Source organism: Pseudomonas sp. 1D4, assembly GCF_001728925.1.
GTDB classification, from domain to species: Bacteria; Pseudomonadota; Gammaproteobacteria; order Pseudomonadales; family Pseudomonadaceae; genus Metapseudomonas; species Metapseudomonas otitidis.
On the sequence record NZ_LXJQ01000006.1, the window covers coordinates 144,517 to 166,823 of the forward strand.

The following is a 22,307-nucleotide window of genomic DNA, read 5'->3' on the forward strand; positions in this document are numbered from 1 at the left end:
GCTGGTCTTTTTTTCTGTCTCAGGATGCTTTGACGACTACCGCCGTGATGTTGTCCGGCGCGCCCCGGGTCAAGCCCAGATGCACCAGGCTGCGGACCACCTGGTAGGGGTCCTCGTGGCCCAGCACTTCGCACAGTTCGTGGTCGTCGGCGGTCTTGTTCAGACCGTCGCTGCAGAGCAGGAAACTGTCTCCCGGCAGCACGACGAACCGCGACTCTTCCAGCTCCAGGTCATCCTGCACGCCGATGGCCCGGGTCACGATATTGGCCATGGGGTGCGCCCTGGCCTCCGTTTCGTTGAGCAGGTGGCTGTCCACCAGGTCCTGGACGTAGCTGTGGTCGCGGCTGATGCCTTCCAGGCGCCCTTCCCGCAAGCGGTACAGACGACTGTCGCCGGCCCACAGGCAGGTGCCTTCGCTCCCGCGTGCGGCCAGCACCACCACGGTGCTGCCCATCATGTTCACCCCGCGCTGGGCCGCCTCGGCCCGCACCAGGGCATTGACGTGTACCAGCGCCGCGCGCAGGGCCTCCACGTAGAGGTCCAGGGCATCGGTGCAGGGCACGCCGCGGAGCGTATCGACGATCAGGTTGCTGACGTAGTCACCGGCGGCGTGTCCGCCCATGCCATCGGCCACCACCCAGAGCCCGCGTTCGCAGGCGTCCAGGCAGGCGTCTTCGTTGACCTGGCGGACCATGCCCACATGGCTGTGGCTGGCCGACTGGTACTGCGTGACAGGAGGCAGCGGCATCACAGGCTCCCGAAATCGATCTGCCCGATGGCCGGGAGCTGGCCGACGGCGCCCTCGCCCACCAGGAAGCGACTGAAGTAGCGGGTCGGCGGCAACCCCTGGAACCTCACCAGTTGCGCCTCCACCCGTTGTGATCCCCGCCCCCAGAAGAAGCTGCAGCCCTCGCCCGCCAGTTGGCCGAGCACCGCGCGCCGCGCCGCCTCGCCCTCCACCGGGTAGGCCAGTGCGCCCAGGTCGCTGACCCGGGGTGTCACCCGTGGGCCCATGTCCGGCGCCCCCAGGGCCTGGACCCCGCGCTCGAAGGCTTCGATGTCCGCCTCCGGCTCCAGGGTCGACAGCAGCAGGGCCTCGGCCTGTTCGAACCAGGCGTCGGCGCCCCCCACCAGCACGCCGCTGTTGCACGACGGCTCCAGCGCCACGGCGATGGTGAGGGGGAAGTAACGGCCCACGCGGTCGATGCTGGGCATCATCACGCCGGCCACCGCCTCGGGCACCAGCAGGCCCGGGGCGATGCTGAAGCGCCACAGCGGGCTGATCAGGTAGGCGTCGAGCCAGGCGCCGCCCAGCTCGGCCTGGCTTTGCGCCATGCCGGCGGCCAGCCAGCGGTCCCAGGCTTCGATGAAGGCCGGGGTCAGACCGCGATGGATGAAGTCGCCGCGACCGGCGAGCTTGCCGTAGAAACCCGCTGTGCTCATAGCCGCTCCGGCAGGCCGAAACCGCTCACCACGCGGCTGCGGAACGGGTTGAAGGCGCTGCTGGCACGCAGCTCGCTGGAGATGCTCAGGTTGTCCACGCGCATGCGCAGGGTGAAGCGGTCCGGTGCGTTGCCTTGGGTCAGGTCGGACTGGTCGAGCAGGCGGAACCAGGCCCAGGGGCCTTCCAGGGTCAGGCCGGAGCGGCCGGCGCTGGTGGGCGGGGTCACGCTCAGGCGCACCACGCCCAGGCTGTTGGGGCTCGGCCACTGCATGGCCACCGGGCGGCTCGGGCCGTGGTCGTAGGTGAACTGCTGGCCGTCCAGGTCCAGCAGGAACTGGTCGATGGCAGCGTCCATGGCCACCGCCTTCAGCTCGAAACGCACCATCGGCGTGGTGTTGCCGGAGCGGAAGAAGGCATCACGGATCTGTGCCGCACGCTGGAAGGTGCCCAGCACGCCGGCGCTGATGCCCAGCTTTTCCGCTGCGCCCGGCTGCCAGCGCCAGGTGGTGGCGGAGGTGTCGACGTAGGGCTGCAGGTACTTGCGGAAGTAGCTGTCCATCACCCCGCCGACGCCGAAGAAGGCGCCGAAGTCGTCCAGGGTGGCGTCGCGGGTGCTGTTGCGGTCCAGCGGGTAGCGACCGGCCAGGGACTGGCGGTAGACGTTGACCACCTCGGCCGTCCAGGCGGCGTTCAGCTGGTTGCGGATGCCGCCCATCATGGTGTTGGTGGAGGCGTTGACCACCGACTTGACCAGCCCCTGCACCAGCGGCGGCTGGCGCTCGGCGCCGAGGCTGACGCGCTGGGCGGCGGCCTGGGCCTGGTTCTTCGCCTCGCCAAGCAACTGGTCGCCGCTGGCGCCGCTCATGGCACTGAGCTGCACGTAGAGGGCGTTGAGGTCGGCCAGCAGGGCCTCGATGGGCGCGGCGGTGTCACCCTCGCCCTTGTCCACCAGGCTGTTCAGCTCGGCAAAGTGGCGGCTGATGGGGTCGTCCGCACCCGGCTGGGCCGGTTGCTGGGTGTCGTCACCGCCCTGCCCCACCAGGGCCTTGAGCTTGTCGACGGCGCCGTTGCCTTCCTTCGCCAGCTTGGCGGCGGCCAGGCGCTCTTCCTTCTGCAGGTCGGTCTCGCGGGCCACGGCTTCCAGCAGCTTCTTCAGCGGCGACTGCGGGCCGGACAGCACCCGCAGCACATCGGCGGCCTGGCCGGTGCTGGTGATGGGCACGAAGTCGATGTCGGCCAGCAGCGCATCCCACTGCCGCAGGTAGTCCTGGAAGTACAACTGGCGCACTTCCAGGGCCAGGCTGGCGGCGTCCTGGGCATCTTCCACGGTGCGCCCGAGCACCCACTGCTCCTCGGCCAGGGTCCCGGCCTGGCTCAGGCTGGAGACCATGAACACCTCACGGTAGCCGCGCTGGGTGAAGAAGCCGGACAGCGGGTCGTTCAGCGGCTTGCCGCTCTTGCGCGCGAAGACCAGCGCGGCGTCGCGGCCGGCGGCTTCGCTGAGGCGGAAGTCCGGCACGTTCTGCGGCAGCTTCTGGCGCTTGACGCGGTCGTACACGCGCTGGGCGACGGAGAGCTGCTGCAACTGGCGGCGGGTGTCCTGCACCAGGTCGTCGTCCAGGCGTACCGTCGGCGGTGCACGGTCGTACAGCGCGGCCAGGTGGTCGTTGAGGGCCTGGCGCTGTTCCGGCGCCAGGTCGCGGGGCAGGCTGCGGTCCCAGTCCAGGGCGATCCAGGCCTTGATGAAGTCACCGTCGTAGTGCTCCGGGTCGGCCAGCATCAGGTAGGCCTTGAGGCCCTCGTAGAGGAAGTCGGAGCTGCCGCCGCTGCGCAGTTGCTCCTCGATGCGCGCCATGACCCGGGGGGCCATGACCGCGATCAGCAGCTTGCGGTACACGCTGGCGCCCTCGGCACCGAGCATGTCGCCCTGGTAGAGGCCGAAGCCTTCGGCCCAGGAGGGTGCGTCTCCCGGCGCATTGCGGATGGCATTGAGCAGCGGCAGCACCGCCAGCACCTCGCGCTGGGCCGGGCTGAGGGCCTGCAACTGGCCGTGCAGCGGCTTCACCCGCGCATCCACTTCGGCGATGTAGGCCTGGTTGGCGCGGAAGCTGGCGATCCACACACCCAATACCGCCAGCACCAGCACCACGGTGGCGGCGAGCACACCCCGGGCGATCCAGGTGCGCTGGCGCTCCACCTTCGGGTTGGCCCCCACCAGGCCGCGCTCGCCGAAGGCCACCTCGCGGAACAGCCGCTCGATGAAATAGCTGCGCCCGGTGCCGGTCTGGCGCGCCAGGTGCTGGCGGTCCAGGTTCATGCTCTGGGCCATGGCACCGATCAGGCGGTCGATGGGGCTGCCTTCCTGGGTGCCGCTGGTGAAGTACACGCCGCGCAACAGCGGGCGCTCTTCATAGGGGTTGGGCTTGAAGACGCCGTCGAGGAAGCCCGACAGCGCATCGCGCAGGGCCGCGAACTGCTGCGGGAAGCCGTAGATCAGGTCGCGACGGGCGGGGTCACGCTCCTGCTGCAGGCGTTCCACCAGGCGCTCGTTGAGGCGCTGTTCGAGCAGGGCGAACTCGCTGCCGAACACCGCCAGCGGGCCCTCGGCGCTCTTGCCGTCGTCCAGGGCGAAGGTCATGCCCCAGACCTGGGCGCGCTCTTCCTTGCTCAGGGCGTCGAAGAACTCCATGAAGCCCGGCACCAGGTCGAGCTTGGTGAGCATCACGTAGATGGGGAAGCGCACGCCGAGCTGGGTGTACAGCTCCTGCACCCGGGCGCGGATGGCTCGGGCGTGGGCGGCACGCTCGGTCTCGCTGCCCAGCAGCAGGTCGGACAGGCTGATGGCGACGAAGGCACCGTCGATGGGGCGGCGCTTGCGCTGGGTCTTGAGCAGGTCGAGGAAGCCCAGCCAGGCGGCCTTGTCCACTTCGGCGTGGCTGTCCTGGGTGGTGTAGCGGCCGGCGGTATCCAGCAGCACGGCCTCGTCGGTGAACCACCAGTCGCAGTTGCGGGTGCCGCCGACGCCACGGATGGCACCCGAGCCCATGTGCTCGGCGAGGGGGAAGTTGAGGCCGGAGTTGACCAGTGCAGTGGTCTTGCCCGAACCCGGCGGGCCGATGATCACGTACCAGGGCAGCTCATAGAGGTTGCGCCGCTCATGGCCACCGAGCTTGGCGCGCTTGAGCAGGGCCAGGGCCTCGTCCATGCGCTGCTTGAGGGTGGCCAGCTCTTCGCTGGTGGCCACGGTGGCGGCATCGGGGGCGACGGCCACCAGGCCCTGCATGACCTTGGCCGCGTTGCGCCGGGCCTGGATCAGGCGCAGCACGCGCCAGCCGATCCACACGGCGAACAGCAGGATGATGATCACCCAGCGCACGGTGGCCGAAGCCAGGGGCTCGAAACCGCCGATGGCGATGAGCGGGCCGACGAACCAGATCACCAGGCTGAGGGCGATCAGGCCCAGCACCGGGATGACCCAGCGGGCCAGGAAACTGAAAAACGCCTTCACTCGACGCCCTCCGCGAAAACAGTGATCTCCACCCGGCGGTTGCGCGAACGGCCGTCGGCGGTGTCGTTGGATGCGACCGGCTCGGTGTCGCTGCGGCCTTCGGCGCGGAAGCGCTCGGGCTGGCCGGTCTTGGCGGCGAGCACGTCCATGACCTGCTGGGCACGGTCCTGGGACAGCTTCCAGTTGGATGGGTAGCGCAGCGTGGCGATGGGCCGGTTGTCGCTGTGGCCGGTGACCAGCACCTGGCCCTTGACCTTGCGCACGGCCTCGGCGATGCGCAGCAGCAGCGGCTGGAAGTCGTCGTCGATGCTGGCGCTGCCGGAGGCGAACAACTGGTCGCCACGGATGGTCACCACGGAGCGGTCCACGGCGTCTTCCACGGCCACCTTCTGGGCGCGGATCTCGTCGGCGAGGAAGCCGGCCAGACGCGGGCGTTCGACGATCTTCGGCTTCTGCGGCGGGCGGTCGATGGTCTGCACCGGGATATCGCCCAGGGCATGCAGGTTCTTGAACACCGGCTCGGCCTCAGCGGCCAGCTTCAGGCGCATGCCGAACAGCAGGGCCAGCAGCAGCGCCGCACCGATGGCGATCACCACCCAGGGCGGCAGGAACTGGCGCAGGCGGTCGCGGGCGACCACCAGGCCGCGCCAGTGCGGCGACAGCTCGCGCTCGATCTCGCCATGGGTGGCGCGGATGGTGGCGGCCACCCGCTCGCGCAGCGCGTCCAATTGGCTGCGGCCGTCGTTCATGACCCGGTAGCGGCCTTCGAAACCCAGGCTGATGCACAGGTACAGCAGTTCGAGGATGTGCAGGCGCTGGCGCGGGTTCTGCAGGCAGTGGTCGAGCAACTGGAACACCTTCTCGCCACCCCAGGCCTCGTTGTGCAGGGTGATCAGCAGGCTCTGCTTGCCCCACTCGCTGGCACTGCCCCAGGGGGTGCTCATGACCGCCTCGTCGAGGGCAGTGCAGAGCACGTAGCGGCTGAGCATCACCTCGTCCTGGGGGACGCCGGCGGCGCGGGCCTTCTCTTCGAACTGGCGCAGGTAGCCCAGCAGTTGCGCACGCAGGCTGGCGGGCATGGGGTGGGCGATGGTGTTGCGCAGCCGGGTGAGCAACGCCAGCATCGGGCCGGCGGCGTTCTCCAGGGGGTTCAGGCCCAGGCCGCGCGCGGTGAGCATCGGCCCGCTGGCCGGGGCCGGGCCGGGCGGCGGTGCGTCATGGCGCGGCGCGGTCGGCTCGGGGCCACGCCCGCCCGGGCGCGGCATGATCATGGTGCGGTCGTTGTTGTTGCCGCCACTGCCGCCACCGATGGGCGGGCCGCCGAAGGGATCGTCGATCGGGTGCATCGCGAATTAACTCCGGATGGCCCAGAAGGCCAGGTTGAGGCCGGGGAACTTGCCGGCGATGTGGAAGGCGAAGCCGCCGGAATGCACCAACTGCTTCCAGTGGTCGCTGCCACGGTCCAGTTCGAAATAGGTGCTGCCGGCGTGGTACGGCAACTGGCGCGGCGCCACCGGCAGCGGCAGCAGGCCGATGCCCGGCAGTTGCAGGTTGACCAGGTCGCGGATGTGCTCGACCGACCCCACCTTGGCCTGCTGCGGGAAGTGGCCACGGATGGATTCGCCGGGCACATCGGCACGCACCACGAGAATGAACGCGGAGTTCTCCAGCAGGGTGCGGTCGGCCAGCATCGCCACGTGCACGCCGTAGGCCTTCTCGACGATGGGGATCGGCACCGCGCGGCTGTCGATGACCATCGACAGGGCCTGGCGCAGGGCCAGCATCACCGGGGCGAAGCTGCTGGCCAGGTCGTCGTGCTGGTAGGCCGGGTATTCGGCCGGGCGCCGGCCGCTGGCGGTGAAGGTGGAGAACTCGCCGGCCAGGGCCACGGCCTCGCGGTAGAAGTCCTCGGGGTGCAGCGGGGCGATGCGTGCCAGGTGCGCCACCAGGGGCTCGGCACGGTTGACCAGTTGCAGCAGCAGGAAGTCGGCGATTTCCGAGGCACCGCCCGCGCCGGAGGCGACCACGCGGCCGGCCAGGGCTTCGCCACGCTGGTGCAGCAGGCCCAGCAGCTCACTGCGGAAGGCCGCCAGCGGTTTGGAAACGGCCACGTCCAGCAGCGGCGGGATGTAGGACTCGTCCAGCACCACGGCGCGGTCGGCACGCTTCTCCAGCACCCGCACCACACCCACGGTGGCGTATTCACCCAGGCCGTCGCGCTCGGTGACCAGGCGCAGGGCACGGCCGCCGATGGACACGGGGGCGCGGCTCTCGAAGGCGGCGTTGTCGTCGCGCACTTCACGCACCTGGCTGCGGTAACGGGCACCGCCCAGCTCCTCGCCCTCCTCCACCGTGTCGCGGGCGCCGGCCCGCTTGAGCGGCAGGGCCAGGTAGATGATGCCGTCGCGCAGGCTCTCGTCCACGTCGAACGGCTCCGGCGCCAGGTCGTCGCCGGGGATGTCGAAGGGGGTGCCGTCGGGCAGCAGGCCGCGGGCGGAAATGATGGCCAGCTTGCCCTGGGTGAGCAGTGACTCGTCGATCTTCAACTCGGAGAATCCCCAACTGCCGGGGCGCAGCGAACGGCAGCGCCCTTCCACCAGGGCTTCGAGGTAACGGTCATGCTGCTGGAAGTGCTGCGGACGCAGGAACATCCCTTCCGACCAGACCACACGGTTGTTCCATGACATGGGCTGTCTCCGCTTTTCAGTGTTCGGTGATGGGCGCCGGCGCGACGGTCACGCCGCGTGCGCCGAACTTGAGGCTGTAGGCGCTGGTCTGGTTCAGCGGCACGGTGATGACATCGCGCCAGACGGCGGCATCCAGTTCGCGGTAGCCAACGACGATGCCGAACTGCCGGGTGCCCTCGTCGAGGGTGCGCTCCTGCATCTGGCGATCGGACGGCTTGACCAGCAGTTCGTCCTGGGCGACCAGGTCGGCGGCGAGGGTCGCCTGGGCCTTGTCCACCAGGGAGAAGTAATCAGCACGGCTGAAGGTGGTGGCGTTGCGCAGCTCGTACAGGCGCACCCGCACCGGCGTGCCGGCGCCGCCGGGCAGCGCGTTGAGGTCGACACTGGCTTCGATCTGCAACTGCACCACGGTGGGCGGCGGCGGTGCATCCTTTTCCGGCTCGGAGGCGCAGGCGCTGAGCAGCGCGGCTACGGCGAGCAGAAGAATCCTTGGCATTCGGTACGTCCTCGTTGACGGCTGTTGATCCACGGAAGCGACGGCGGGACGGGCCTGGCCATGCCCCGGCAGGCGGGCGGCGCTAACCACCGCGCAACCTGGCGCTGTGCTCCTCGTAGGCGCGACTGAACTCGCGTCCGAACAGGTCCTGGAAGTCATCCTCGGCCTCCCGCGAGATGCTCGCGTAGAGGTCGGTGAACAGTTCCCAGTACTGCGACTGCCGAGAACCCGGCAGCAGGGCCGACAGGCCCGATGGCTTGCTCAGGCGGGCTTCGAGGGCGGCGGGTTCGAAGCGCTTGAGCAGGTGCTTGATGGCAGCCTGCACACCGGCCATGACGGCCAGTTGGTGTGCCTTGACGTCATCGAAGCTCTCCTTCACCGCCTGGTCCGGCGGCATGAAGGCGGCGTTGCCGTGGCGCAGCAGGAGCAGCAGCGCCTCGTCCGCATTGGGAGCGAACTTGAGCGGGTTGTTCTCCACCGGGCGGATCATGGTCTGCGACATGCGGAACTCGCCCTTGAGGCTGGAACGCGCACGCAGCACGTCCACCAGCCCGTCCACCATCAGCCGGTAGCTGCGCCCGATGGCCTCCATCTGCGCGGCCGCCTCGGCATGGTCGATGCGCAACTGGGACAGCCCGGCACCGCGCAGAAAGGCTTCCAGCAACTCGCCCTGAGGCGCCTGGGCAGCAACCGGGGGCGGCGTGGCAGCAGGCAGCGTCGGCACCGGCATGGCCGCGGCAACGGGCTCCGCCGGCGGGGTGGCGATGGCGGCGTGGGTGGCCTGGGCGGCAGGCGTCAACGCGGGAGCGCCGGACACCTCCACCGGCTCGGCCATCGGCGCCTCGGTCTGCGGGCCCGGCTCGAACGGGGTGCTGCCGAACAGCATGGCCATCGGGTCCGGCTGGGCAGCGGCCTGGGGCGGCGGCACGGAGGTGGCCTGGGCATCGCTGGCGGGCGCGCCGATCCCGGCGAAGAAGTCCTCGGGCAATTGCGCTGGCGCCGGCTCGGGCACCTGGGGCGTGGCGGCCGTGGGCATCGGCACCGGGATCGACGGAGCCGCCGACGGGGTGGAGAGGCCGAGGTCGGCAAAGGGGTCCCAATCAGCCGGGATCGCATGGGCCTCGGCGGCAGCAGCCGGCGGCGGCGTCACGCTGGGCAGCGGCGGCGCGGGCGGTGCCACCGGTGTCGGCGGGCGGAAGTCATGGCGCTCGGCGGGCACGTGGTCGGGAATAGCGGCTGCCGGCGGCGGGGCCGGGTTGAGGAAGTCGAACAGGTCCGGCTTGGTGTCGAGCGGCGAGCCGCCCATGGGCATCTGGGTGGCCGAAGGTGCGGTGTAGGGCTCGGGGATGGCGCTGGAGGCAACCTGCCGGTTCATCAGCGCATCGAAGCTGCTGAACGGGTCCGCACCGCCCACCGAAGGGGCAGCCGCCGAACCACTGGAGAACGGCTGCGAAGTGGCCGGCGCGGTGATCTGCACGAGGATTTCGTACTCGCCGAGCTTGAGCACTTCACCATCGTTGAGGCGCTCGCTGTTGCCCCGACGCAGACGGATGCCCGACTGCGCGAGCATCACGCCGTTGGTGCTGGTGTCGGTGAGGTAGTAGACGCCGTCGCGGCTCTGGATGGTGCAGTGCTGGCTGGACACCAGGCGCTCGGGGTCGGGGAGCACCCAGTCGTTTTCCGTACCACGACCTATCCTCAGTTCACCACGGTCCAGCTCGGCATCGGGGCGCTGCCCGGGAGTGAGCTTGTGATAACTGGTGATGGTCAAACGCAGTGGCATTGCGACTCCTTGCACATCTCACTGAAGAGGGGCGCGAACACCGAACCCTTCGATGCCGTGCAACAGCGCGCCGGTCCGGACCCTGCACGTGCCCCTGTTTCGCCAAGCCGTGCGAAGACTCTCAGCGAAGAAAAATCTGATGGCTTTAGCCGACTTATCTTAGAACGAAAAAAGTAAACTTTTACAATCCGAAGAGGCTAGCGTCGACTAGCGCACATCTGTCGGTTGTGGTTCGCGTTTGTCTTGACAAGGGCAAAATGCGGCCCGAAAAATGGACGGGAGTTGCAGCGGTTGAAGCCAGAAAAATGGCGTCACCAGGACGTTGATCCAAGGGACTGTGATCAAGTCGTACGTCTGCTCCAGAACCATGCTCGCCCCTGCCCTGACAAGGAGAACACCCGCCGTGGTGGACGTGTCGCATCTGCTTTCCCCCGTTTCCGCCGAGTCCCCGTGCGGTGATGACCTCGAATACGACGCCTCGTATCTCGAACTCGAACGAATCGCCCAAGGCCAGCCCGAACGTCAGATGGGCGATTCCGTGCTGCCTGCCGAACCGCCCGCGTGGCGCGACGTGCGCGAGCTGTCCAGCCAGTTGCTGGGCCGCAGCAAGGACCTGCGCATCGCCAACTACTTCCTGCAGAGCGCCATCGCTCTGGAAGGCCTCGCCGGCCTCGCTCAGAGCCTGACGCTGGTGCGCGAGCTGCTGACCCAGTACTGGGATGGCCTGTATCCGCAGCTCGACGCCGACGACGACAACGACCCGACCTTCCGCATCAACGCCCTCACCGGCCTCGCCTGCGAGCCGGTGATCCGCCTGGTGCGCGAGGCGAAACTGACCAGCTCCCGTGCCTTCGGAGCGGTCAGCTTGCGTGCTGCCCTGAATGCCCTCGACCTGCAGCGGTTTCCCAGCGAGACGCTGACCGCCGAGCAGCTCCAGGGCGCCTTCCGCGACACCGACCCGGCGCTGCTGGAAAGCACCCGCCAGGCCCTCACCGATGCCCAGTCCGCACTGGCGGCCATCGAGTCGACGCTGTCCGACCAGGTCGGCTCGGCCCAGAGCGCCGACCTCACCCCGCTCAAGCAACTGATCCGCCAGGCCCTGCAGATCGTCAAGGAGCACGCGCCCCTGGACGACAGCGCGCCGGCCGAAGACGCCGCGCCGGGTGACAGCGACGGCAGTGCCGGCGAGAGCCCGGTCGCCGTGGCCAGCGCACCGCGCGCCGCCCCCCACGAGATCAACAACCGCGACGACGTGTTGCGCACGCTGGACCGCATCCTCGCCTACTACGAGCGCCTGGAGCCCTCCAGCCCGGTTCCGATGCTGCTCAAGCGCGCCCGGAAGCTGGTCACGGCGGATTTCGCCGAGATCGTGCGCAACCTCATCCCCGATGGGATGTCGCAATTCGAGAATTTGCGCGGCCCCGAGTCCGAGTAATCCCGACCCGGCAGACCGTGCATCCGTTACCGGCTAGCGGCCGATGACGCCCCAACAGCCGAACAGGCAGCGAAGGAGGAGCAACCATGGGTAGCACCAGCAGTCAGAAATTCATCGCGCGCAACCGCGCACCCCGCGTCCAGATCGAGTACGACGTGGAGCTCTACGGCGCCGAGAAGAAGGTGCAGTTGCCCTTCGTCATGGGCGTGATGGCCGACCTCGCCGGCAAGCCGGCCGAGCCGCTGGCCGCCGTCGCCGACCGCAAGTTCCTGGAGATCGACGTCGACAACTTCGACTCGCGCCTCAAGGCCATGAAGCCGCGCGTCGCGTTCAACGTGCCCAACGCCCTGACCGGCGAAGGCAATCTCTCCGTGGACATCACCTTCGAGAACATGGACGACTTCAGCCCGGCCGCCGTGGCGCGCAAGGTCGACTCCCTGAACCAACTGCTCGAAGCCCGCACCCAGCTCGCCAACCTCCTGACCTACATGGACGGCAAGACCGGCGCTGAAGAACTGATCATGAAAGCGATCAAGGACCCGGCCCTGCTGCAGGCCCTGGCCAGCGCACCGAAGCCGCAGGACAACGAGCCGCAAGCCTAAGAGGACAACCAGATGGCCGAGTTGATGACCGACGCCGCGCCCCAGGCCGGCCAGACCACCGAGCAGACCAGCGAGTTCGCCTCGCTGCTGCTGCAGGAATTCAAGCCCAAGACCGACCGGGCGCGCGAAGCGGTGGAAACCGCCGTGCGCACCCTGGCCGAGCATGCGCTGCAGCAGACCAACCTGATCTCCAATGACGCGATCAAGTCGATCGAGTCGATCATTGCCGCGATCGACGCCAAGCTCACCGATCAGGTCAACCTGATCATGCACCACGCCGACTTCCAGCAACTGGAAAGCGCCTGGCGCGGCCTGCACTACCTCGTCAACAACACCGAGACCGACGAGCAGTTGATGATCCGCGTGCTGAACATCTCCAAGGGCGAGCTGCACAAGACCCTGAAGAAGTTCAAAGGCACCGCCTGGGACCAGAGCCCGATCTTCAAGAAGCTCTACGAAGAGGAATACGGCCAGTTCGGCGGCAAGCCCTACGGCTGCCTGGTGGGCGACTACTACTTCGACCAGTCCCCGCCGGACGTGGAGCTGCTGGGCGAGATCGCCAAGGTCTCCGCCGCCATGCACGCGCCGTTCATCTCCGCTGCCTCCCCCACCGTGATGGGCATGGGTTCCTGGCAGGAGCTGTCCAACCCGCGTGACCTGACCAAGATCTTCACCACCCCGGAATACGCCGGCTGGCGCTCGCTGCGCGAGTCCGAGGATGCGCGCTACATCGGCCTGACCATGCCGCGCTTCCTGGCCCGCCTGCCCTACGGTGCCAAGACCGACCCGGTGGAGGCGTTCGCCTTCGAGGAAGACACCGCCGGCGCCGACAGCAGCAAGTACACCTGGGCCAACTCGGCCTACGCCATGGCGGTGAACATCAACCGCTCGTTCAAGCTCTACGGCTGGTGCTCGCGCATCCGTGGCGTGGAGTCCGGTGGCGAAGTGCCGAACCTGCCGGCGCACACCTTCCCCACCGACGACGGTGGCGTGGACATGAAGTGCCCGACCGAGATCGCCATCTCCGACCGCCGCGAGGCGGAGCTGGCGAAGAACGGCTTCATGCCGCTGCTGCACAAGAAGAACACCGACCTGGCGGCCTTCATCGGCGCCCAGTCGCTGCAGAAGCCGGCCGAATACGACGACCCGGACGCCACCGCCAACGCCAACCTGGCCGCGCGCCTGCCGTACCTGTTCGCCACCTGCCGCTTCGCGCATTACCTGAAGTGCATCGTTCGCGACAAGATCGGCTCGTTCAAGGAGAAGGACGACATGCAGCGCTGGCTGCAGGACTGGATCCTGAACTACGTCGACGGTGACCCGGCGCACTCCACCGAAACCACCAAGGCCCAGCACCCGCTGGCCGCCGCCGAGGTGGTGGTCGAGGAAGTGGAAGGCAACCCGGGCTACTACAGCTCCAAGTTCTACCTGCGCCCGCACTACCAGCTCGAAGGGCTGACCGTGTCGCTGCGCCTGGTATCCAAGCTGCCTTCGGCCAAGGGGGCCTGAAGCGCGTCACTTTAAGCGCCTGCCAGGTGGCGGGCGCGCCTGACAAGGTGGCGAAAGCCACGAAGGAGGAATAGATGGCTGTTGATATGTTCATCAAGATCGGGGACATCGAGGGTGAGTCCGCCGACAAGGTGCACGCCAAGGAAATCGACGTACTGGCCTGGAGCTGGGGCATGTCCCAGTCCGGCAACATGCACCAGGGTGGTGGTGGCGGCGCCGGCAAGGTGAGCGTCCAGGACCTGTCCCTGACCAAGTACATCGACAAGTCCAGCCCCAACCTGATGATGGCCTGCTCCAACGGCAAGCACTTCCCGGAAGCCAAGCTGACCATCCGCAAGGCCGGCGGCGAGAACCCGGTGGAGTACGTGATCATCACCATGAAGGAAGTCCTGATTTCCTCCGTGAGCACCGGCGGCAGCGGCGGTGAAGACCGTCTGACCGAGAACATCAGCCTCAACTTCGCCCAGGTCCAGGTGGACTACCAGCCGCAGAAAGCGGATGGCGCGAAGGACGGCGGCCCGGTCAAGTACGGCTGGAACATCCGCGAGAACGTGAAGATCTGATGTCTTCGCCAACGGTCCCGGCCCTGCCGGGACCGTTGCTGCTCCACCCTCCTCCCGGCGAGGCGACCCCCATGGCAAAGCCTGCGTTCATCAACCTCTGGAACAACTACCCGACCGAGCAGTACCCGTGCGACGGCGGCTGGGACAACCAGTGCGCGATCCGCATGAGCCTCACGCTCAACGCCGAACGGTCCATCACCATCGACCGCAACACCTACCCGGAACCCAAGTGCGCACACGGCCACGCCCGTGGAGCCGAGTCGCTGGCCAACTGGCTGTGGCGAAACCACCTGGGACGTCCGCAGATCTTCACCGACGGTGCCGCCGCCAAGCGCACGCTCAACGAGCGCACCGGCATCATCTTCTTCAAGGACTGCTTCACCCGCAGCGGCGAGACCCGCGCCACCGGCGACCACATCGACCTGTGGAACCGTGGCCTGACCAAGACCTACGACGACCCGGCCAATCGCGCCGCCCAGGTCTGGTTCTGGGAGCTGGCATGACCCGCCCCACCCTGCTCCTCGCCTGCGCCCTGCTCCCCAGCCTGAACGCCTGCGCCGCCACCACGCCCGGACCGGCCGCGCCCGAGCAGGCCATGCTGGGCGACCAGGTCCTGCACCTGGAAGACCAGGCCGGCCGCTGCACCCTGGTGCACCCCGCCGGCCGCCTTGAACTTGCCCTGCCCTCGCCCTGCGAATTCCACCGCAACGCCGAGGGCGCGCCGCGTATCGAAAACCAGGGCGCGGTGCCCATCCTGCTGGTGCAGCACAGCCAGCCGGAAGCGCCCCCCGGCCAGGGCTGCGTGACCCGCCTGCAGGCCGTGCGCCTGCGCCAGGGCACGCTGCAGGCCTCGGCCCCCATGACCAACGCCAGCTGCCCGCGCGGGCCATGGGACCAGAAACTGTTCACCGGACCTTTCGACTGGTGAGCCGGATTCCCCAAGAGCCCTATTCAATGCAGCCACGCTGCAGACAGGACGACCATGAACGCTGAAGAACTCTTGCGCGCCGGCCGCGTCGACGACGCCCTCAAGGCCCTCCAGGACCAGGTCCGCACCCAGCCGGCCAACGCCGAGCTGCGCGTCTTCCTGTTCCAGCTGCTGGCCGTGCTCGGTCAGTGGAGCCGCGCCAACAACCAGTTGAAGGTGGCCGGCGAGCTGGATGCCGGCGCCCTGGCCATGGTGCAGACCTACCGCACCGCCCTGGAATGCGAGGCCCTGCGTGCCGAAGTGTTCGCCGGCCGCCTCACCCCGGTGGTGCTGGGCGAACCCGCTGACTGGGTGGCGCCGCTGATCCAGGCCCTCAAGCACGACGCCGACGGCCAGCCCGAAGCCGCCCAGGCCCTGCGTGACGCCGCCTTCGACGCTGCACCGGCGATGGCCGGGCAGATCAACGAGCAGCCCTTCCAGTGGCTGGCCGACGCCGACCCGCGCCTGGGCCCGGTGCTGGAGCTGATCGTCAACGGCCGCTACGTGTGGCTGCCGATGCACAACATCCAGCACCTGGCCATCGAAGCCCCCACCGACCTGCGCGACCTGGTGTGGCTGCCGGTGGAGATCACCCTGGTCAACGGCGGCACCACCGTGGGCCTGATCCCCAGCCGCTACCCGGGCAGCCAGGACGACGCCGACGGCGCCATCCGCCTGGCGCGCAAGACCGACTGGCTGGACAGCGGCCTGCCCCTGGGCCAGCGCCTGTTCGTCACCGATGAAGGCGACGTCGCCCTGTTCGAGGTGCGCACCCTCGCCTTCGAGCAGCCGAGCGCCTGAACATGGCCGACCTGACGCTGCAGGAACGCCTGCAACCGTCCCTGCTCGATCGCCTCACCGACGACGATCCGGGCAACCCGAAGGAGAGTGCCGACAAGCGCGTGCTCTCCCTCACCCAGCTCAAGGCCTCGGTCCTGCGTGACCTGGCCTGGCTGTTCAACACCATTGCGCCGCTCGACAGCGACACCTCCGGCGAGATCCAGGCCGGCAGCTCGGTGGTCAACTACGGGTTGCCGCCGCTGGCCGGGCACACCGCCTCCAGCGTCGACGTGCAGGCCATCGAGGCCCTGCTCACCGAGACCATCGCCGGCTACGAGCCGCGCATCATCCGCTCCACCCTGCGTGTACGCGCCCAACTGGCAGCCGACCAGATGAACCACAACGCATTGTCCTTCGAGATCGAGGGCGACCTGTGGGCCGAACCCGTGCCCTTGCGCATGCTGCTCACCACCGACCTCGACCTGGAGACCGGCCACGTCCGCGTGGTGCCCGCCGAACAGGCCAGGAGGCGCAAATGAACCCGCGCCTGCTGGAGTACTACAACCAGGAGCTGCAGCACATCCGCGAGAGTGCCGCCGAGTTCGCCAGCGAGTACCCGAAGATCGCCGGGCGCCTGACGCTCTCCGGCATCGACTGCGCCGACCCCTACGTCGAGCGCCTGCTGGAAGGCTTCGCCTACCTCACCGCCCGCGTGCAGCTCAAGCTAGACGCCGAATACCCGACCTTCACCCACAACCTGCTGGAGATCGCCTACCCGCACTACCTGGCGCCGACCCCGTCGATGACCGTGGTGCAACTGCAGGCCGATCCCAACGAGGGGTCGCTGGCCAGCGGCTTCGTGGTGCCGCGCAACGCCTCGCTGCGGGCCAGCCTGGGCGCCGACGCGCAGACCGCCTGCGAATACCGCACCGCCCAGCCGGTCCACCTGTGGCCGCTGGAAGTGACCAAGGCCGAATACTTCGGCAACCCCGCTGCGGCCCTCGGCCGCCTGGCCGCCAGCGAGCCCGGCGCCAAGGCCGGCCTGCGCCTGCGCCTGCGTACCGGGGCGGGCCTGCCGTTCAACAGCCTGTCGCTGGAAGACCTGACCTTCTTCCTCCACGGTGCCGACGAGCAGCCCTTCCGCCTCTACGAGCAATTGATGGCCAACGCCTGCGCGGTGTTCGCCCAGGCCCCCGGCGGCGAGTGGGTGGAGCGCCTGCCGCCGGACAGCCTGCGCTCGCGCGGCTTCGACGACGAGGACGCGGTGCTGCCGGTGGTGCCCCGCGCCTTCCAGGGCTACCGCCTGCTGCAGGAATACTTCGCCCTGCCCAACCGCTTCCTGTTCGTCGACCTGGCCAACCTGCGCCGCCCCGTGCAGCGCTGCGCCGGCCAGGAACTGGAGATCATCGTGCTGTTCAACCGCCTGGACAGCACCCTGGAAGGCAGCATCGGTGCCGACCTGTTCCGCCTGTTCTGCACCCCGGCGGTGAACCTGTTCCCGCGCCGGGCGGACCGCATCCACATCAACGAGCGGGTCAACGAGCACCATGTGATCGTCGACCGCACCCGCCCGCTGGACTTCGAAGTGCACAGCCTCACCGAGGTGACCGGCCACGGCGCCGGCCCGGAGCAGCCCTTCCAGCCCTTCTATGCCGTGCGCGACCCCTCGCGCTACGGCCGTGAGCAGGCCTGGTACACGGTGCGCCGCGAACCCCGCGTGCTCTCCAGCAACCAGCGTCGCAAGGGGCCGCGCTCCACCTACATCGGCAGCGAGACCTTCATTTCCCTGGTGGACGCCAAGCAGGCGCCCCACCGCCACGACCTGCGCCAACTGGGCATCGGCGCGCTGTGCACCAACCGTGACCTGCCGCTGTTCATGCCGGTGGGCACCGGGCGCAGCGACTTCACCCTGGAAGACAGCGCCCCGGTGCAGGCCGTGCGCTGCCTGGCGGGCCCGAGCCGGCCCAAGGCCAGCCGCGCCCATGACGCCAGCGCCTGGCGGCTGATCAGCCAGTTGTCGCTCAACTACCTGTCGCTGAGCCAGGACGGCCAGGGCGCTGCCGCCCTGCGCGAGATGCTGCGGCTGTACGGCGAGTCCAACGACCAGGCCCTGCAGATGCAGATCGAAGGCCTGCGCAAGGTCGCCAGCAAACCCTGCACCCGGCGCCTGCCGATGCCGGGGCCGATCGTCTTCGGGCGCGGCCTGGAGATCGACCTGGAGTTCGACGAGAACGCCTTCCGCGGCACCGGCGTGTTCGTGCTGGCCTCGGTGCTGGAACGTTTCCTGACACGCTACGTGTCGATCAACAGCTTCACCGAAACGGTGTTGCGGACCACTGAACGGGGCGAGGTGATGCGATGGCGGGCGAAGCCCGGACGTCGTCCGAATCTGTAGACACCCTCGCGGAAATGGAAGCCGCGCCCTGGAACTACGACTTCTTCCAGGCGCTGCGCCGCATCGAGTGCGAATACCCCGACCGGCCGCGCCTGGGCCATTCCCTGCGCCTGGCCGACGACCCATTGCGCCTGGGCCAGAAGCCCGATTGCGGCTTCGCCCCGGCGACCCTGGCCAGCGTCGAGCACAACCCCGACGGCACACCGCGCATCGAGCAGTATTTCTTCGGCCTCACCGGGCCCAACGGGCCGTTGCCGCTGCACCTGACCGAGTACGCCCGGGAGCGCCAGCGCAACAGCGCCGACGCCACCTTCAAGCGCTTCCTCGACGTCTTCACGCACCGCCTGCTGACGCTCTTCTACCGCGCCTGGGCCGAAGCCCGGCCGACGGTGAGCATGGACCGCCCCGACCAGGACTACTGGTCGCCGCGCCTGGGCGCCCTCTCCGGCCGGGGCATGGAAAGCCTGCTCGGCCAGGGCCCCATCGACGACGCCGCGCGCTACTACTACACCGGCCACCTGGCGGCGCAGACGCGCTACCCGGACGGCCTGCGCACCATCCTCGCGGAGTTCTTCGGCGTGCCGGTGGCCATCGAGGAATACGTCGGCCAGTGGCTGGAGCTGCCCGAACGCAGCCGCCTGGGCGCAGCCGCCAACACCCTGGGGATGGACCTGTGCCTGGGCACCCACGTGTGGGACCGCCAGCACAAGTTCCGCATCTGCATCGGCCCGCTGGACCTCTCGCAGTACCAGCGCTTCCTGCCGGGCGGCGAACTGTTCCACGAACTGGCCGCCTGGGTGGCCGAGTACCTGGGAGAAGAACTGGACTGGGACGCCAACCTGGTCCTCAAACGTGAGGATGTCCCGCCGCTGACGCTGTCCGGCGGGGACCGACTCGGCTTCAACACCTGGCTCGGCACCCCCGGCCAGGACGCAAAGGACCTGCTGCTGGCACGCCACTACGCCGACGCCACGCCGCGCCAATACCCGGATCGAGGAGAGTGAAAATGGGAGAAATCAGTCGCGCCGCGCTGTTCGGCAAGCTGAACAGCCTGGCCTACAAGGCCATCGAAGCCGCCACGGTGTTCTGCAAGCTGCGGGGCAACCCCTATGTGGAGCTGGTGCACTGGTTCCACCAGATCCTGCAGCTGCAGGACTCGGACCTGCACCAGATCATCCGCCAGTTCAGCATCGAGCCGGCACGCCTGGCCAAGGACATCACCGAGGCCCTGGACCGCCTGCCGCGCGGCTCCACCTCCATCACCGACCTGTCCTCCCACGTCGAGGAAGCCGTGGAGCGCGGCTGGGTGTACGGCAGCCTGATGTTCGGCGAGAGCCAGGTGCGCACCGGCTACCTGGTGGTGGGCATCCTCAAGACCCCGAGCCTGCGCAACGCGCTGCTGTCCATCTCCCGCGAGTTCGAGAAGCTGAAGGTGGACACCCTCACCGAGCGCTTCGACGAAGTGGTCGGCGCCTCCCCCGAGAACGCCCTGACCGCCACCGACGGCTTCAACGCCGGCGCCCCGGGCGAAGCCAGCGGCGCCATGGCCCCGGCGGCCATGGGCAAGCAGGAAGCCCTGAAGCGCTTCACCGTAGACCTCACCGAGCAGGCCCGCAACGGCAAGCTGGACCCGATCGTCGGCCGTGACGACGAGATCCGCCAGCTGGTGGACATCCTCATGCGCCGCCGGCAGAACAACCCGATCCTCACCGGCGAGGCCGGTGTGGGCAAGACGGCGGTGGTCGAGGGCTTCGCCCACCGCATCGTCGCCGGCGACGTGCCGCCCTCGCTGAAGGACGTGGAGCTGCGCGCTCTGGACGTCGGCCTGCTGCAGGCCGGTGCCAGCATGAAGGGCGAGTTCGAACAGCGCCTGCGCCAGGTGATCGAGGACGTCCAGAGCTCCGAGAAGCCGATCATCCTGTTCATCGATGAAGCCCACACCCTGGTCGGTGCCGGTGGCGCCGCCGGCACCGGCGATGCGGCCAACCTGCTCAAGCCGGCCCTGGCGCGCGGCACCCTGCGCACCGTCGCGGCCACCACCTGGGCCGAATACAAGAAGCACATCGAGAAGGACCCTGCCCTCACCCGCCGCTTCCAGGTGGTGCAGGTGGACGAGCCCTCCGAGCACCGCGCCATCCTGATGATGCGCGGTGTGGCCTCGACCATGGAGCAGCACCACCAGGTGCAGATCCTCGACGAGGCGCTGGAAGCGGCGGTCAAGCTGTCCCACCGCTACATCCCCGCGCGCCAGTTGCCGGACAAGTCCGTGAGCCTGCTGGACACCGCCTGCGCCCGCGTCGCCATCAGCCTGCACGCCGTACCGGCGGAAGTGGACGACAGCCGCCGCCGTATCGAGGCGCTGGAGACCGAGCTGGCCATCATCGGCCGTGAACACGCCATCGGCGTGGCCATCGGCAGCCGCCAGGTGGACACCCAGGCCGCCCTGGACGCCGAGCGCGCCCGCCTGAGTGAACTGGAAGCCCGCTGGGCCGAGGAGAAGGCCCTGGTGGACGAGCTGCTGGCCACCCGCGCCCGCCTGCGTGCCGCCGCCGAGCCGGTGGACGGCACCAGTCGCGAAGGCGGTGCCGACACCCCGCCGCTGGCCCCCGAGGAACTGGACGCCCTGCGCGCCCAGCTCACCGACCTGCAGGCACGCCTGAGCACGCTGCAGGGCGAGGACCCGCTGATCCTGCCGACCGTGGACTACCAGGCGGTGGCCTCGGTGGTGGCCGACTGGACCGGCATCCCGGTCGGGCGCATGGCGCGCAACGAGATCGAGACCGTGCTCAACCTGGGCGGTCACCTGAAGAAGCGCATCATCGGCCAGGACCATGCCCTGGAGATGATCGCCAAGCGCATCCAGACCTCCCGCGCGGGGCTGGACAATCCAAGCAAGCCGATCGGCGTGTTCATGCTCGCGGGCACCTCGGGCGTGGGCAAGACCGAGACCGCGCTGGCTCTGGCCGAAGCCATGTACGGCGGTGAGCAGAACGTCATCACCATCAACATGAGCGAGTTCCAGGAAGCCCACACCGTCTCCACCCTCAAGGGTGCCCCGCCCGGCTACATCGGCTACGGCGAAGGCGGCGTGCTGACAGAGGCGGTACGGCGCAAGCCCTACAGCGTGGTGCTGCTGGACGAGGTGGAGAAAGCCCACCCGGACGTGCACGAGATCTTCTTCCAGGTGTTCGACAAGGGCGTGATGGAAGACGGCGAAGGCCGGGTGATCGACTTCAAGAACACCCTGATCCTGCTCACCACCAACGCCGGCACCGACCTGATCGCCAGCCTGTGCAACGACCCCGAGCTGATGCCCGAACCCGAGGGCATCGCCAAGGCGCTGCGCGAGCCGCTGCTGAAGATCTTCCCGCCGGCGCTGCTGGGCCGCCTGGTGACCATCCCCTACTACCCGCTGAGCGACGAGATGCTCAAGAGCATCACCCGCCTGCAACTGGGCCGGGTCAAGAAGCGCGTCGAGTCGGGCCACAAGGTGCCGTTCGAGTTCGACGACAAGGTGGTGGACCTGGTGGTCTCCCGCTGCACCGAGACCGAGAGCGGTGGCCGCCAGATCGACGCCATCCTCACCAACAGCATGCTGCCGGACCTCAGCCGCGAGTTCCTCAACCGCATGCTGGAAGGCCGCAAGGTGGAGAAGGTGCAGGTGAGCGCCGAGAACGGCGAGTTCACCTACCGCTTCGAGTGAAACGGATGCGGTGTACCCGACCGGTGCGCCGCATCTCCAGGCAGCGTGTACAGGCAGTAACGGGCCGCCACATGACGGGCAGCCGGTAACGCGCGCAACGCTAAGGATGTATAGGGATGGCAATTTCACAACGGGCACGCATGGCCAAGGTCAGCAGCCCGCTGGGCGGCGATGTGCTGCTGCTCGACCGACTGGACGGCCACGACGAGCTGGGCCGGCTGTTCGACTACGAACTGGAGCTGGTCTCCGAAGACCACAACCTGCAACTCGACGCGCTGCTGGGCAAGCCCATGGGCGTCTCGGTGGAGCTGCCCGACGGTGGCCAGCGCTACTTCCACGGCATTGCCGCGCGCTGCAGCCAGTCCTCCGGCACCGGCCAGTTCGCCGGCTACCGCGTCACCCTGCGGCCCTGGCTGTGGCTGCTGTCGCGCACCT

Annotated in this window: 19 protein-coding genes; 12 read left to right on the forward strand and 7 right to left on the reverse strand. The window is 68.5% G+C overall.

Annotation, left to right across the window (positions count from 1 at the left end; translation table 11 throughout):
• Positions 1 to 19: 19 nt before the first annotated feature.
• The 7 genes from A7D27_RS05210 to tagH all read right to left on the reverse strand — a co-directional run bounded on the left by A7D27_RS05210 (position 20) and on the right by tagH (position 9,918).
• Positions 20 to 748, reverse strand: coding sequence for a PP2C family serine/threonine-protein phosphatase (locus tag A7D27_RS05210; RefSeq protein ID WP_069564271.1), 729 nt, complete (start codon positions 746 to 748; stop codon positions 20 to 22).
• Positions 748 to 1,443, reverse strand: a complete 696-nt coding sequence (gene tagF / locus A7D27_RS05215) for a type VI secretion system-associated protein TagF (protein WP_069564272.1) — start codon at positions 1,441 to 1,443, stop codon at positions 748 to 750. Before tagF ends, A7D27_RS05210 begins: the two co-directional genes overlap by 1 nt.
• Positions 1,440 to 4,952: a type VI secretion system membrane subunit TssM gene (gene tssM, locus A7D27_RS05220; protein ID WP_069564273.1), complete on the reverse strand. Its 3,513-nt coding sequence runs from the start codon at positions 4,950 to 4,952 to the stop codon at positions 1,440 to 1,442. Before tssM ends, tagF begins: the two co-directional genes overlap by 4 nt.
• Positions 4,949 to 6,298, reverse strand: a complete 1,350-nt coding sequence (locus tag A7D27_RS05225) for a DotU family type VI secretion system protein (protein WP_069564274.1) — start codon at positions 6,296 to 6,298, stop codon at positions 4,949 to 4,951. The genes tssM and A7D27_RS05225 overlap by 4 nt, the downstream gene beginning before the upstream one ends.
• A gap of 6 nt (positions 6,299 to 6,304) precedes the next feature.
• Positions 6,305 to 7,639: a type VI secretion system baseplate subunit TssK gene (gene tssK / locus A7D27_RS05230; protein ID WP_069563094.1), complete on the reverse strand. Its 1,335-nt coding sequence runs from the start codon at positions 7,637 to 7,639 to the stop codon at positions 6,305 to 6,307.
• A gap of 16 nt (positions 7,640 to 7,655) precedes the next feature.
• Positions 7,656 to 8,135: a type VI secretion system lipoprotein TssJ gene (gene tssJ / locus A7D27_RS05235; protein WP_069564275.1), complete on the reverse strand. Its 480-nt coding sequence runs from the start codon at positions 8,133 to 8,135 to the stop codon at positions 7,656 to 7,658.
• Between the two features lie 82 nt (positions 8,136 to 8,217).
• On the reverse strand, positions 8,218 to 9,918 hold the full coding sequence (tagH, locus tag A7D27_RS05240; RefSeq protein ID WP_069564276.1) for a type VI secretion system-associated FHA domain protein TagH: 1,701 nt from the start codon (positions 9,916 to 9,918) through the stop codon (positions 8,218 to 8,220).
• 403 nt (positions 9,919 to 10,321) lie between these two features.
• On the opposite strand from tagH, the gene tssA reads away from it, so the two are divergent.
• From tssA to A7D27_RS05300, 12 genes are all read left to right on the forward strand, one after another.
• Positions 10,322 to 11,353 (forward strand): type VI secretion system protein TssA, encoded by a 1,032-nt coding sequence (tssA, locus tag A7D27_RS05245; protein ID WP_069564277.1) that lies wholly within the window; start codon positions 10,322 to 10,324, stop codon positions 11,351 to 11,353.
• An 86-nt stretch (positions 11,354 to 11,439) separates the two neighbouring features.
• Complete coding sequence (gene tssB, locus A7D27_RS05250; protein WP_069563098.1) at positions 11,440 to 11,955, forward strand: type VI secretion system contractile sheath small subunit; 516 nt, start codon at positions 11,440 to 11,442, stop codon at positions 11,953 to 11,955.
• Between the two features lie 12 nt (positions 11,956 to 11,967).
• The gene (gene tssC / locus A7D27_RS05255; protein ID WP_069563099.1) at positions 11,968 to 13,464 is read left to right on the forward strand and encodes a type VI secretion system contractile sheath large subunit; all 1,497 of its coding nucleotides are present in this window, start codon (positions 11,968 to 11,970) and stop codon (positions 13,462 to 13,464) included.
• Between the two features lie 74 nt (positions 13,465 to 13,538).
• Positions 13,539 to 14,027, forward strand: coding sequence for a type VI secretion system tube protein Hcp (locus tag A7D27_RS05260; RefSeq protein WP_044407523.1), 489 nt, complete (start codon positions 13,539 to 13,541; stop codon positions 14,025 to 14,027).
• Between the two features lie 71 nt (positions 14,028 to 14,098).
• Positions 14,099 to 14,530: a type VI secretion system amidase effector protein Tae4 gene (locus A7D27_RS05265; protein ID WP_069563100.1), complete on the forward strand. Its 432-nt coding sequence runs from the start codon at positions 14,099 to 14,101 to the stop codon at positions 14,528 to 14,530.
• On the forward strand, positions 14,527 to 14,955 hold the full coding sequence (locus A7D27_RS05270; protein WP_069564278.1) for a hypothetical protein: 429 nt from the start codon (positions 14,527 to 14,529) through the stop codon (positions 14,953 to 14,955). Before A7D27_RS05265 ends, A7D27_RS05270 begins: the two co-directional genes overlap by 4 nt.
• A 54-nt stretch (positions 14,956 to 15,009) precedes the next feature.
• The gene (locus tag A7D27_RS05275; RefSeq protein WP_069563102.1) at positions 15,010 to 15,795 is read left to right on the forward strand and encodes a type VI secretion system accessory protein TagJ; all 786 of its coding nucleotides are present in this window, start codon (positions 15,010 to 15,012) and stop codon (positions 15,793 to 15,795) included.
• 2 nt (positions 15,796 to 15,797) lie between these two features.
• Complete coding sequence (gene tssE / locus A7D27_RS05280; protein WP_069563103.1) at positions 15,798 to 16,313, forward strand: type VI secretion system baseplate subunit TssE; 516 nt, start codon at positions 15,798 to 15,800, stop codon at positions 16,311 to 16,313.
• A complete protein-coding gene (gene tssF, locus A7D27_RS05285) occupies positions 16,310 to 18,169 on the forward strand; it encodes a type VI secretion system baseplate subunit TssF (RefSeq protein ID WP_069563104.1) in 1,860 nt (619 codons plus the stop codon). The genes tssE and tssF overlap by 4 nt, the downstream gene beginning before the upstream one ends.
• Entirely contained in the window at positions 18,133 to 19,173 is a 1,041-nt protein-coding gene (tssG, locus tag A7D27_RS05290) for a type VI secretion system baseplate subunit TssG (RefSeq protein WP_069564279.1), read from the forward strand. The genes tssF and tssG overlap by 37 nt, the downstream gene beginning before the upstream one ends.
• A 2-nt stretch (positions 19,174 to 19,175) precedes the next feature.
• Entirely contained in the window at positions 19,176 to 21,872 is a 2,697-nt protein-coding gene (gene tssH, locus A7D27_RS05295) for a type VI secretion system ATPase TssH (RefSeq protein ID WP_069564280.1), read from the forward strand.
• 116 nt (positions 21,873 to 21,988) lie between these two features.
• A partial coding sequence (locus A7D27_RS05300) for a contractile injection system protein, VgrG/Pvc8 family (protein WP_256557146.1) occupies positions 21,989 to 22,307 on the forward strand: 319 nt, incomplete at its 3' end.

Bases quoted from the DNA above. Each gene is read 5' to 3' on its own strand.
- tssE (WP_069563103.1), top strand. From the start codon at position 15,798: ATGGCCGACCTGACGCTGCAGGAACGCCTGCAACCGTCCCTGCTCGAT.
- tssH (WP_069564280.1), top strand. From the start codon at position 19,176: ATGGGAGAAATCAGTCGCGCCGCGCTGTTCGGCAAGCTGAACAGCCTG.
- A7D27_RS05270 (WP_069564278.1), top strand. From the start codon at position 14,527: ATGACCCGCCCCACCCTGCTCCTCGCCTGCGCCCTGCTCCCCAGCCTG.
- tssC (WP_069563099.1), top strand. From the start codon at position 11,968: ATGGCCGAGTTGATGACCGACGCCGCGCCCCAGGCCGGCCAGACCACC.
- tagF (WP_069564272.1), bottom strand. From the start codon at position 1,443: ATGAGCACAGCGGGTTTCTACGGCAAGCTCGCCGGTCGCGGCGACTTC.
- A7D27_RS05225 (WP_069564274.1), bottom strand. From the start codon at position 6,298: ATGCACCCGATCGACGATCCCTTCGGCGGCCCGCCCATCGGTGGCGGC.
- tssG (WP_069564279.1), top strand. From the start codon at position 18,133: ATGGCGGGCGAAGCCCGGACGTCGTCCGAATCTGTAGACACCCTCGCG.
- tssJ (WP_069564275.1), bottom strand. From the start codon at position 8,135: ATGCCAAGGATTCTTCTGCTCGCCGTAGCCGCGCTGCTCAGCGCCTGC.
- A7D27_RS05275 (WP_069563102.1), top strand. From the start codon at position 15,010: ATGAACGCTGAAGAACTCTTGCGCGCCGGCCGCGTCGACGACGCCCTC.
- tssF (WP_069563104.1), top strand. From the start codon at position 16,310: ATGAACCCGCGCCTGCTGGAGTACTACAACCAGGAGCTGCAGCACATC.
- A7D27_RS05210 (WP_069564271.1), bottom strand. From the start codon at position 748: ATGCCGCTGCCTCCTGTCACGCAGTACCAGTCGGCCAGCCACAGCCAT.
- tssK (WP_069563094.1), bottom strand. From the start codon at position 7,639: ATGTCATGGAACAACCGTGTGGTCTGGTCGGAAGGGATGTTCCTGCGT.
- A7D27_RS05265 (WP_069563100.1), top strand. From the start codon at position 14,099: ATGGCAAAGCCTGCGTTCATCAACCTCTGGAACAACTACCCGACCGAG.
- A7D27_RS05260 (WP_044407523.1), top strand. From the start codon at position 13,539: ATGGCTGTTGATATGTTCATCAAGATCGGGGACATCGAGGGTGAGTCC.
- tssB (WP_069563098.1), top strand. From the start codon at position 11,440: ATGGGTAGCACCAGCAGTCAGAAATTCATCGCGCGCAACCGCGCACCC.
- tagH (WP_069564276.1), bottom strand. From the start codon at position 9,918: ATGCCACTGCGTTTGACCATCACCAGTTATCACAAGCTCACTCCCGGG.